The 12,614-nt window shown below is 34.9% G+C and carries 7 protein-coding genes and 1 riboswitch; all 7 genes read left to right on the plus strand.

Translation table 11 applies throughout. The features are described from left to right. Window positions 1-17 precede the first annotated feature (17 nt). The 7 genes from GYM72_RS02545 to GYM72_RS02575 all read left to right on the plus strand — a co-directional run bounded on the left by GYM72_RS02545 (window position 18) and on the right by GYM72_RS02575 (window position 12,593). Window positions 18-4,232 (plus strand): cobaltochelatase subunit CobN, encoded by a 4,215-nt coding sequence (locus tag GYM72_RS02545; protein ID WP_220264598.1) that lies wholly within the window; start codon window positions 18-20, stop codon window positions 4,230-4,232. Window positions 4,233-4,251: 19 nt separating this feature from the next. Beyond that, window positions 4,252-4,944 (plus strand): hypothetical protein, encoded by a 693-nt coding sequence (locus GYM72_RS02550; protein ID WP_220264599.1) that lies wholly within the window; start codon window positions 4,252-4,254, stop codon window positions 4,942-4,944. 34 nt (window positions 4,945-4,978) lie between these two features. Then, window positions 4,979-5,575: a MotA/TolQ/ExbB proton channel family protein gene (locus tag GYM72_RS02555; protein ID WP_220264600.1), complete on the plus strand. Its 597-nt coding sequence runs from the start codon at window positions 4,979-4,981 to the stop codon at window positions 5,573-5,575. Window positions 5,576-5,577: 2 nt separating this feature from the next. Then, entirely contained in the window at window positions 5,578-5,913 is a 336-nt protein-coding gene (locus GYM72_RS02560) for a DUF2149 domain-containing protein (protein ID WP_105296926.1), read from the plus strand. A gap of 160 nt (window positions 5,914-6,073) precedes the next feature. Beyond that, window positions 6,074-8,605 carry an ATP-dependent Clp protease ATP-binding subunit gene (locus GYM72_RS02565; protein ID WP_220264601.1) on the plus strand — a complete coding sequence of 844 codons (2,532 nt, stop codon included), beginning with the start codon at window positions 6,074-6,076 and terminating at the stop codon, window positions 8,603-8,605. A gap of 71 nt (window positions 8,606-8,676) precedes the next feature. Next, window positions 8,677-9,867, plus strand: coding sequence for an MFS transporter (locus GYM72_RS02570; RefSeq protein ID WP_255571541.1), 1,191 nt, complete (start codon window positions 8,677-8,679; stop codon window positions 9,865-9,867). A gap of 76 nt (window positions 9,868-9,943) precedes the next feature. Further along, window positions 9,944-10,042, plus strand: a riboswitch (SAM riboswitch). A 106-nt stretch (window positions 10,043-10,148) separates the two neighbouring features. Beyond that, a complete protein-coding gene (locus GYM72_RS02575) occupies window positions 10,149-12,593 on the plus strand; it encodes a TonB-dependent siderophore receptor (protein ID WP_220264602.1) in 2,445 nt (814 codons plus the stop codon). The last annotated feature ends 21 nt before the right edge of the window (window positions 12,594-12,614 follow it).

The raw sequence follows: 12,614 nt of genomic DNA on the forward strand, positions 1-12,614 counted from the left end.
ACATAAATATTATGAAAATGAAAAAAAAGAAGCTCTTATTGAGTATAGTAGTGTGTCTATTAGTATTACTAATGGCAAGTTGGATCATTTGGAATAAAACTGCCTCACCAACAAAAGTAGCTTTAGTAAACTTTCAAAAATTTCAAACCACCAGTCTTATTCAATCCAATAAAGACCCCTTCATTCAATACGAAGAAGTCTCTTTAGAAGATTTGTCTAAATTAAAGAAGTACGACTTTATTTTAGGATTCGGTATGGGCATGAAAGCATCCGCGGAAGAAAGGGAGCAGCTAAAAAAAATTATGCAAGACGGTAAACCCTTTTATATATACCGCGCAACCAATCCTGAAAATAATCTGTGTAATTTAGACAGCACCCGGATGAAAGCGGTAGAAGCATTTATGGATAGTGGAAACAAAAAAAATTATCAAAGCCTTGCCAGATATATACGTAAAAATATAGATAAAAAGATATTTTTTGTTACGGAACCAAGCCCTATAGTTGAGACTGCAGAAGATGTATTGTATCATTTAGATGAAGATTTGGCTTTTAAAAATGTTAGTGAATACGAAAATTACTTAAAGAAAAATAATTTTTATATAGAGGGCGCGCCCAAAGTGGTCATTTTGGGTGGATTAAATGATCCCTATAGTGGAAATAGAGATAACTTAGACAGCTTAATCGTTTCTTTACAAAAGAAAGGATTTAACGTATATCCCATATCCTCCACATTTGAGAGATTGGAATTTTTAAAGGAAATTCAACCGGATGCAGTTATACATTTCGCTCACGGAAGACTAGCGTTAGGAAAAGCAGAAGAAGCAGTAAACTGGTTAAAACAAATAAATATTCCCGTATTTACGCCACTTACCATATTAAAAACTAAAGACGAATGGCTTAAAGATCCCATGGGAATGATGGGAGGTTTCCTCTCACAAAGTGTAGTAATGCCTGAATTGGATGGATCTATATATCCATACGTTTTAAATACCCAAGAATTAACAGATAACAATCTTTATTTATTTAAAACAGTGCCCGAAAGACTCCAAAATTTTGTTCAAATCATTCACAATTTTGTAGAGTTAAAACATAAAAAAAATGAAGATAAAAAAATAGCCATCTACTATTATAAAGGACCCGGTAAAGAATCCTTAACCGCACAAGGACTGGAAACCGTTCCTTCACTTTATAATTTTTTAAAACGATTAAAAAAAGAAGGATATAAAGTAGATAATTTACCCGAAAATGTACAAGATTTTGAAAAAATCTTGATGACCCAAGGTTCTGTAATGAGTACCTACGCCCAAGGAGCTTTTGATGAATATTTGAAAAATGGCAATCCGGAATTGATTGATAAAACAACGTATGAAAACTGGGCAAAAAAAACACTTACCCCCGAAAAATATGCCGAAGTTACAGCGGTTTACGGAGAAGCTCCGGGTAATTACATGAGTAAAAATATAGGTGAAAAATCGTATTTAGCGGTTTCACGAGTTCAATTCGGAAATATTGTACTATTACCTCAACCTATGGCAGGATTGGGAGATGATACCTTTGCCATTATCCATGGAGCAAAAACAGCTCCTCCTCATACCTATATTGGGTCCTATCTTTGGGTACAGCACGGATTCCAAGCCGATGCGTTGATTCATTTTGGGACACACGGAAGTCTTGAGTTTACTCCTCAAAAACAAATTGCACTGAGTAATGAAGATTGGCCGGACAGACTGGTAGGAACCTTGCCACATTTTTATTATTATACCATTGGAAATATCGGAGAAAGTATGATGGCTAAAAGACGTTCCTACGCCACCTTACTATCTTATTTAACTCCTGCATTTATGGAGAGCCAAACCCGTTCTCAATTTAAAGAATTGCAGGATAAGATACAATATTACTATAAATCTGAAGAATCCAATCAGCCATTAGCATCCCTAGAAGTAAAGAAAATAGCGGTAAAAATGGGATTGCACAGAGATTTACGTTTAGATAGTATAGCAACAAAACCTTATAATTTAGAGGAGATAGAAAGAATAGAAAATTTTGCCGAAGAAATTTCCAATGAGAAAATGTCCGGACATCTTTATACTTCCGGTATACCTTATACTAAAGATAAAATCATTTCAACCGTTCAGGCAATGAGTACAGATCCGATTGCTTATAGTCTGGCCGCCTTGGATAAACAAAGAGGAAAAGTAACCGAAAAACAACTCAAAAATAAAGTATACTTTAAACAAAGATATTTAGACGCAGCCAAAAATATAGTAAATCAAATCTTATCAGGTAAAGAAGCAAGTCCTGCATTTATTTGCAGCGTTGCCGGAATTGATGAAAAAGAATTGGAACAATCTAAAATGATTATTTCCCCTCCAAAAAGAACGTTTAAAAAAAGTACTAAAAGTACTGCAGGCAAACCTTCTAAAATGGAAAATTCTCCAGGTCATACCAAAAATACCTCTTCGCAACAAGTTGCACATACAGCTCCAAAGGAATCAGAGAAAAAGCCTATGCATGGAATGGCTCATAAAAAAATGACTTATACCAAAGAGCAAAAATCAAGAGCGAGAGCTATTGTTGAAATAGAAAGAACTATCACCAATATAAAGAAATACGAAAAAAGTTTAGAAGAAAGTCCGGAGTTGGAATTTAAAGCATTAGTCAATGCACTATCCGGAGGCTATATTGAACCTTCTTCAGGAGGAGATGCTGTGGCGAATCCGAACGGAGTTCCTACAGGTAGAAATTTGTATTCCATTAATGCAGAATCCACCCCTACTGAAATAGCATGGGACAGAGGAAAGGAACTTGTTAATGCAACTTTGGCACAATATAAAGCAAAGCATGGAGCGTATCCTAAAAAAGTTAATTATACCTTTTGGAGCAGTGAATTTATTGAAAGCGAAGGAACAACCATAGCGCAAGTTTTATATATGCTGGGAGTTGAACCGGTTCGCGATGCCTTCGGAAGAGTATCCGATTTACAACTAATTGAATCGAAAGATTTAGGAAGACCGAGGATTGACGTAGTGGTGCAAACTTCAGGACAATTTAGAGATCTGGCAGCTTCCCGTTTGGCATTACTATCCAGAGCCGTGGAAATGGCCGCATCTGCAAAAGATTCCAACTATGAAAATTTAGTAGCTCAAAGCACTCTGGATATAGAAAAAAGTTTAGTCGATGAAGGAGTACCTCCTCAAGAAGCCCGTCAGATCTCAACGCAAAGAATATTCGGAGGAGTTAACGGAATGTATGGAACAGGAATTCAAGAAATGGTAACCAGCGGAGATAAATGGGAAGATGAAAAAGAAATAGCAGAAACCTATATCAATAATATGGGAGCAATATATGGCAGTGATAAAAATTGGGGTGATTTTCACAAAGGATTGCTAAAAGCTGTACTAAAAAATACAGATATGGTTGTTCATCCAAGACAAAGCAATACCTGGGGAGCTTTAAGTCTAGATCATGTATACGAGTTTATGGGAGGAATGAATTTAGCCATTCGCAATGTTACAGGTAAAGATCCCGATGCCTATTTTGCAGACTACAGAAATCATACTAATTTCAAAATACAAGAATTGAAAGAAGCTATAGGTGTTGAAGCTCGTACCACCATCTTCAATCCGGCCTATATTAAAGAGAAGATGAAAGGGGGAGCATCCAGCGCGGCCGATATAACAGAGGTTATAACCAATACCTACGGTTGGAATGTAATGAAGCCCGATGTGATCGATAATGAAATGTGGGATCAGATATATGATACCTATGTAACCGATAAAACTAATTTAGGAACCAAAGAATTTTTCAAAAAAGTTAGTCCGGCAGCATTGGAAGAAATTACAGCGATCATGCTTGAAACCTCAAGAAAAGGGATGTGGAAAGCTACTGAAGAGCAAATAAAACAAACGGCTCTCGTACATACACAAGTTGTGAAAGAATTTGGACATTCAGGAGCAGGATTTTCCGGAAATAATAAAAAACTCCAGGATTATATTTCAAATAAAGTTACACCTCAGCAATCTACAGAATATAAGCAACAAGTAACTAAAATGAAAATAGGAGAATCTTCATCAGATTCTAAAGAGGGGATGGTTTTGAAAAAAGAAGAAGTTTCCAAAGGAGTTAATAAATCAGAAAAAACAGCAGTCAACGGAGTAATTATAGTTACGGTTATAAGCATTGTTGCCCTTTCACTATTAATGTATATAAGGAAAAGAAGAAAAAACAGCTAAGATAAAAGAATAGTACTTTATGGAACTCATCATACATTTATTAATGGCTCTTATCCTAGTAAATAGTATTATAAAGCTAAGTTTTTGGAAAATAGGGCTAATAGCCTTAATGATGCTAGTATACACAGTCTATATACTTTTAATTTATCCCTTAGCCATTAAGCAATCTAAAACACAGATAGAAGATTTTTTAGCTGATCATGTTATGATGCAAAACATGTCCGTAGTAGTTACGGTAGAATCGGCGGTATGTTTTGCTTTCTGTTTTGCAGCACTAATGGGACGGTTTGGAAGTAAAAAACATAAGATAGTTCGATTAATATTAAAATATTATCCGGGAATATTACCTTTTTTAGTTTTATTTTATGGATTGACTCAAGCCGCATTTACCTTTACCGGTTTTCACTTTTTAACCATGGCAATCCTTTATGCATCAATCGTTATTTTATGTATGGTTTTAGCTGTCATAACTTTTAAAAAACTGATTCCGGAATTTGATTTAAGACTTGAAATACATTTTATTATGAGTTTAATCATTTGTATACTAGGACTCATAACCACCGTTGATGGAAAAATAATATATAAAACATCAGAAGAAACCATAAATGTTAACTATATACTTTTATCGATGGGACTATTCATTTTCTTTTTTCTAATAGGATTTTTAGGAAATAAAATTAAATGGAGGTTAACTAAATGGAAAAATTGTTAAACACTAAAAGAAAAAATTAAAATAACTAATAAATATGGAAATTATATCAAAAGTATTATTCTGGGTAGCGAATAGTTTATTAATTCCCGATATCATCATCTTACTAATATTATTCGCTCGTTCATTGCTTCTTTTAGGAAGCTTTTACAATCAATTTATCGTTAAAAGAAATAACGATAAAAAGATAAATCCGGTTATTGAAAACCTTACTCAAGAAAAGTTAAAAGATTTACAAGCATCCTTGCCTTCAAAAAACAATTCCTTATATATAAAATATTTAAGGACATTATTGGAAAATACCACCCATGAAGCTTATGCCGATTTTACCATTTCTAATTTTGAAAATGAAGTAGATAAAGACCTTTCCTTATCAAAAATGCTTGCAAAACTCGGACCTGTTTTAGGCTTAATCGGTACCCTGATAGCCATGAGTCCGGCACTGGTTGGACTGTCTTCCGGGGATATTTCCGGTATGGCGTATAACATGCAAGTAGTTTTTGCAACAACTGTGGTGGGATTGGTAGTAAGCGCAATCGGGTTAGTAACTTTACAAGTTAAACAACGATGGTATGCAAAAGAAGTTAACAATTTAGATTATGTAGCAAGAGTAGTAACGGGTAATGTAAATTAAGAATGAAAAGGCGAAGAAGAATTAACAGATTTCTAAAAGAAGAAGATACCGATCCGCTTAGTGTCATCGTAAACCTATTTGATGTAGCTATGGTTTTTGCCGTTGCTCTTATGGTTGCCATGGTTATGAATTTAAATATGGGTGAAGTATTTTCCAATGAAGATTTTACCGTTGTTAAAAATCCGGGAAAAGAAGACATGGAAATAATAACCAAAGAAGGAAATAAAATAAACAAGTATACCCCGTCCCAAGAGAAATCCACAGGTAAAAAAGGGAAAAAAGTAGGGATAGCTTATGAACTGGAAAATGGAGAAATAATATACGTACCCGAGAAATAGTTCCGACATTATATGATATTTTAAAATAATAGAGTACATTTATCAGAAAAAAATATTTTACTTTATCAAGGAATATGACAAAATAACCGATAAGTAAAGTGGCATGATAAATGCAAGATTCAAATCGTAAAATATTAATATATAGAACAGTAAGTCATACATGGACGAAAATTTTTCACAACAAGTCAAAGATGTAATAAGCTTCAGCAATGAAGAAGTATTACGATTAGGTAATGACCATATAGGGACGGAACATCTTGTACTGGGTATCTTACGTGAAGGTAACAGCAAAGCTATTACCATACTTCAAAGTTTAAATGTTGATTTAGGTGACTTAAGGAGAAAAATAGAAAATCTTAATAAACCTGAAATAAGTATAAAAGTAGACAGGAATCGCATCCCGTTTACTAAAGCTGCCGAAAGAGCTTTAAAAACAAGCTTTTTAGAAGCTAAGCTTTTTAGAAGCCCGGAAATAGAAACCATACATTTATTGATATGTATCTTGAGGATAGAAAGCGATCCGGTAACTCAGCTTTTCAAAAAGTATAATATCGATGCTAATATCCTTAAAGAAGAATATAGATTTCAGTTTCAAGAAGATTTAACGGAACAACCCACCAATGAATTTTCTGAAGAAGAAGGCATTAGTGAAGGAAATCAATACGAAGCACCTAAAGGAAGCAGATCCAACCCTTCGAAAAGCAGAACACCGGTATTAGATAATTTCGGTAGAGATTTAACCACCGCTGCACTTGAAGGTCGTTTAGATCCGGTAGTAGGAAGGGAAAAAGAAATTGAAAGAGTATCTCAGATATTAAGCAGAAGAAAAAAGAATAATCCTTTGTTAATAGGAGAGCCCGGAGTCGGTAAATCAGCCATTGCAGAAGGACTCGCTTTACGAATTGTTCAAAAAAAGGTCTCTCGTGTTTTATACAATAAACGTGTAGTTACCTTAGATGTAGCCGGACTGGTTGCAGGTACTAAATATAGAGGACAATTTGAAGAAAGAATGAAAGCCATCATGAATGAGCTTGAAAAAAACTCGGATATTATTCTCTTTATTGATGAAATCCATACCATAGTAGGAGCCGGAGGAGCCACAGGCTCTTTAGATGCTTCCAATATGTTCAAACCGGCATTAGCAAGAGGAGAGATACAATGCATCGGAGCGACTACTTTGGATGAATATAGGCAATATATTGAAAAAGACGGCGCCCTAGAAAGACGATTTCAAAAAGTAATGGTAGAACAAACTTCTCCGGAAGAAACCATTATCATATTAAATCAAATTAAAGATAAATACGAAGAACATCATAATGTAACTTATACCGAGGAGGCAATTAAAGCTTGTGTAAATCTTACTACAAGATACATTACCGACCGATATTTGCCGGATAAAGCGATTGATGCGCTCGATGAAGCGGGATCAAGAGTCCATATTAAAAATATCAAAGTTCCTAAGGAAATAGTTAATTATGAGAAAGAATTAGAAAAAATCAGAGCTGAAAAGACTAAGGTAATTAAAAGCCAAAAGTATGAAGAAGCTGCAAAATTAAGAGATACCGAAAAAGAGATTGAAACAAAATTAGCGAATGCACAAAGAGAATGGGAAAAATCTTCAAGAGAACATCGGGAGATAGTTACCGAAGATAATGTTGCAGAAGTAGTTTCAATGATGAGCGGTGTACCTGTACAAAGAGTTGCAGAAGGAGAGCTTAAAAAACTTGCTCAAATGAAAGATCTGATGAAAGGAAAAATTATCGGTCAGGACGAAGCGGTCAACAAAGTAGTAAAAGCCATTCAGAGAAACCGTGCCGGATTAAAAGATCCTAACAGGCCTATAGGTACATTTATATTCTTAGGAGCAACCGGAGTTGGAAAAACTCAATTAGCAAAAGTTATTGCCAGAGAATTATTTGATTCAGATGATGCTCTCATTAGAATAGATATGAGTGAATATATGGAAAAATTTGCCGTATCTAGATTAGTAGGAGCTCCTCCGGGATATGTAGGATATGAAGAAGGGGGGCAATTGACTGAATCCGTAAGAAGAAAACCTTATGCTGTAATCCTCTTAGATGAAATAGAAAAAGCGCATCCGGATGTATTTAATATTCTTTTGCAAATTTTAGATGACGGACATGTTACGGATAGTTTGGGAAGAAAAATAGATTTTAGAAATACAATAATCATTTTAACTTCCAATATCGGAACTCGTGAACTCAAAGAATTCGGTGACGGTGTTGGATTTGGAACTTCTGCCAAAAAATCATCTTCCGATATAAGAGCAAAATCTACTTTAGAAAACGCTTTAAAGAGAACTTTTGCGCCTGAATTCCTTAATAGGATCGATGATGTTATCATCTTTAATAATTTGGAAAAGGAAGATATATCCAAAATTATAGATTTAGAATTGAAAAATGTGTACGATAGAATTGCTAAAATTGGATATGAAGTAGAATTATCTCCGGAAGCTAAAGAATTCATCATTGAAAAAGGATGGGACAAAAATTTCGGTGCACGTCAGCTTAAACGAGCGATCCAGAAATATGTGGAAGATGTGATCGCTGAAGAAATTATCAATTCATCGATACATGACGGAGACCATCTCTATATTGGATTAAATAAAGAAAAAGATAGTACGGAAATTAAAATACGGGAGGTGGAAAAAGAATCCCCGACAAAAGATTAAAAAGATAATTAATGAAGAGCCTGTTTGATTGAATCAAGCAGGCTTTTTTATGTTATAAATACGCGGAGTTGATGAAAAATGAACAATCCAATAAAAATCCGAGAGAATTACTAATGATAAACAAAAAGCATTTGCCCAGAATGGCGGTAACCCTTTTATTTTTTTTCTTTGGAGGCAGTTCCGCGACTTGGGCTTCACGAATTCCAACGATTAAATTATCGATGAATGTTTCCGATTCCAATTGGGGATTGGTTTTACTATTTTTATCAATCGGAACACTTATTACGTTACCTTTTGCGGGTAATTTAATAAAAAAGCTGGGAAGCAAAAAATCAACCCTTACATTTATCATTCTTTACTTTATATTTTTAATTGGGATTGGATTTTGTGGAAAATTGTGGCAATTGAAACTCAATTTAATAGCCTACGGGGCCATAGGTAATTTAACCAATATAGCTATAAATACACAAGCTGTTAATGTGTCAAAATCCTATAAAGGTCAAATAATAGGCTCCATGCACGGTACTTGGAGCATTGGAGGTTTTTTTGCTTCTTGGTTAGGAGCGGTAATGATTGCTAAAAACATACCACCTTCTGAGCATTTTATTTTATATTCTTCCATAGGAATTCTAGTTTCCCTTTGGTTATTCAGATACTTGTTGCCGGATGAATCCAAAGAAGAACCAATGGAATTACCGAAAAAATCAAAATTTATCAGAGTTGATAAAAATCTTATTGTCTTAGGATTTCTAGCTTTTTTTGCTATGGTTTCTGAAGGAACGATGACCGATTGGTCCAATGAATATATGAGGAATATAGTGAAAGCCGATAAAAAATATATCGGATATGGATTGACTGCCTATATGGCAGCCATGGCTTGCGGACGATTCATTTCTGATTTTATAGTTCGAAAATTCGGTTCAAAAATTACGTTGATCATCAGCGGATCTTTAATTTTTATAGGTATGATCTGTGCTGTTCTATTTCCAACATTACTAACTACACTTCTTTCGTTCGTTATTGTTGGACTGGGAATATCTGCAGTCGTACCCTTAGTATATACCTTAGCGGGAAATTCAAAAACTGCTTCGCCCGAACAAGCGCTTACAGTTATTACCAGCATTGGTTTTATCGGTTTTTTTCTAGGCCCTCCTTGCATTGGTTTTTTAGCTGAAAAATTTTCATTACAAATATCTTTTACTTTCATTTCCTTGTTTGGAATAGGAATAATTTTCTTGGTAAGATTTTTTAAGATAAAGTAAATTTATTTCTTTATCTTAGAGGTAAAATAATATAATATAAAATTATTTTATTATGAAAATTATGGTATATTTACATCACTTATCAAGAAAGGTGGAGGGACTGGCCCTGTGAAACCTTGGCAACCGGCCTGCTTAGGCTTGGTGCTAATTCCAGCCCTGAGGGGAAAGATGAGTGATTCGCGAGTTGTGAGTGTGTTGAGTTGTGAATAATTTCTTTTTTCCTTTCCGGTTTTTCTTGATACAGTTTTAATAAATATAATTTACTAAATGTAAGAAAGATAATGAAAAAAGTTTCTTTGTTAATGGTAAGTTTAATTTTAGAATTTACCAATTATGTGGATGCTCAAGAAAAACGAGCCGTAGATTCCCTTGATCTTGAAGAGATTGTTGTAGTCGGTGGCAGAAGTTCAGAACGAACCAAAGTAAATTCTCCCGTTGCCATAGACGTAATAGATGTCAGGAAAATAGAAAAGGCATCTCCTCAGTTAACCGTTAACGACTTATTAAATTATTTAGTACCTTCATTCAATTCAGTTCGCCAATCTTCTTCTGATGGAACGGAACATATTGATCCGGCTACCTTGAGAGGTATGGGTCCCGATCAGGTTCTGGTATTAGTGAATGGAAAAAGACGGCATACTACCTCATTAGTCAACTATCAAAATACGGTAGGTAACGGATCTGTGGGTACAGATTTAAGTGCCATACCCGTTTCAGCAATAGAAAAAATAGAGGTTTTGAGAGATGGTGCTGCAGCTCAATACGGTTCGGATGCCATTGCCGGTGTAATTAATATTATTTTAAAAAAGAATGAGGGCGGCTCGGCATCCATCACCTATGGATTAACCAATAGAAATGACGGGGAAACTTACAATTTTAGCGGAAATTACGGGGCTAAATTAGGAGATAAAGGAGGAAGTATCAATCTTTCTTTTGTAGTCAGCCAAAGAAATAAAACCAATCGTTCTTATGAAAATAATCTGGACAAGTTTGGCGATAACTTTGCCTATGATTTTGCACCGGATCCCAATCAGGCCAGAATAAACGATGAAAAAATTATGGCAGAAATGGGTTTAACCCAAAAAGACTTCCGTTTCAGGGCAGGAGATGCTCAAATTAAAAATCAACAGTTTTTTATAAATTCCATTTATCCATTATCCGAAAAGTATGAGTTCTACTCATTCGGCGGAGCAAGTTTAAGACAAGGAGAAGGAGCTGAATTCCGAAGACTTCCCAGTGAAAAAACTAATGTAGTTAAAGAACTTTATCCGATAGGATTTCAACCTTTATTAAAATCCACTATTTATGATATTTCTAACTCTACGGGAATAAGATATATGCATAATAATTGGATGGTAGATATAAGTAATACCTTTGGAGAAAACCTCTTTAATTATAAGGCTACGCATACAAACAACGCCTCGTTGGGCATACATTCTCCAACGGAATTTAAAGCCGGGGGACATGAGTTTATGCAAAATACTATCAATCTGGATATTTCTAAAAAAATAAATACACTTCTTTCCATTGCCTTCGGAGGAGAATTTAAATACGAACAGTATAGAATAAAGGCCGGAGAAGAAGGCTCATGGATGCGTTACGATAAATTTGGTAATCCGGCAACAGCATCTACCCTTCCCACCGATATACTGGGAGAGGGGGGAGCTCAAGGTTTTATAGGATTTTCTCCTGAAAATGCGTTAAAAGAGGACAGAAATAATGCATCCGGTTATGCGGATGTAGCATTTAAAAAAGGAAAACTTACCGGTGATTTGGCAGGAAGATATGAGCATTATTCCGATTTTGGTAATTCATGGATAGGAAAGTTGGCGGTGCGTTATGAATATGTAAACGGATTTGCTGTAAGGGGAGCTTTTAGTAATGGATTCAGAGCCCCGTCTCTGCAACAGCAGTATTTCAATAATTCTTTTTCCAGTATCTCATCGTCGGGATCAGGAGTTGTTTCTAAAGGTATATTTAGAAATGACAGTCCTTTGGCAAAAGCATTAGGTATTGATAAACTTAAAGAAGAAAAATCTATAAATGCGAGTGCCGGTTTAACATTTAAACCTTCTAAAAAAATATATGTAACGGCTGATGCTTACTATATCAAAGTTAAAGATCGTATTGTACTCACAAGTGAATTTGTTAATGCAAAAGTAGAATCTTATGGAGTGGAAGGAGCACGATTTTTTACTAATGCTGTGGATACGGAAACGAAAGGTATTGATATAGTGGCCACGTATAAAGTTGGTTTAGGAAGGGGAAATCTGGATATAAGTTTATCAGGAAACTATACAGAAACAGAAATTGTTGATTATCATTTTCCCAAAGTTTTTGAAGGAGACAGAAATGAATATTTCGGTCCCGATCAAACCAATATAATTGAATCTTTAAGTCCGAAAGCAAAGGCAACTTTAGGCTTCAATTACTCAGTTTCGAAATGGAATTTATTAGTAAGAAATACCTATTTCGGTAAAGTTACGAGAGATGGTTACCCATACGGTTCGGTACAACATCATGATCCAAAATTAGTAACCGATTTTAGTATCAGTTATTCCATACGAAAAGATTTAATACTAACGATGGGCGGAAATAATATTTTTGATGTCTTTCCGGATAAGCAAATCTATGAAAATTCTTATTATAATGTTTTCAAGTATGCACCGGTACAGATGGGTACAACCGGAGCTAATTGGTTTACTAAGCTTTCTATGAATTTCTAAAATTAGACTTATATATTTAAT

Source organism: Apibacter sp. ESL0404, from assembly GCF_019469245.1.
Taxonomy (GTDB): Bacteria; Bacteroidota; Bacteroidia; order Flavobacteriales; family Weeksellaceae; genus Apibacter.

Bases quoted from the DNA above. Each gene is read 5' to 3' on its own strand.
- GYM72_RS02545 (WP_220264598.1), top strand. From the start codon at position 18: ATGAAAAAAAAGAAGCTCTTATTGAGTATAGTAGTGTGTCTATTAGTA.
- GYM72_RS02550 (WP_220264599.1), top strand. From the start codon at position 4,252: ATGGAACTCATCATACATTTATTAATGGCTCTTATCCTAGTAAATAGT.
- GYM72_RS02555 (WP_220264600.1), top strand. From the start codon at position 4,979: ATGGAAATTATATCAAAAGTATTATTCTGGGTAGCGAATAGTTTATTA.
- GYM72_RS02560 (WP_105296926.1), top strand. From the start codon at position 5,578: ATGAAAAGGCGAAGAAGAATTAACAGATTTCTAAAAGAAGAAGATACC.
- GYM72_RS02565 (WP_220264601.1), top strand. From the start codon at position 6,074: ATGGACGAAAATTTTTCACAACAAGTCAAAGATGTAATAAGCTTCAGC.
- GYM72_RS02570 (WP_255571541.1), top strand. From the start codon at position 8,677: ATGAAAAATGAACAATCCAATAAAAATCCGAGAGAATTACTAATGATA.
- GYM72_RS02575 (WP_220264602.1), top strand. From the start codon at position 10,149: ATGAAAAAAGTTTCTTTGTTAATGGTAAGTTTAATTTTAGAATTTACC.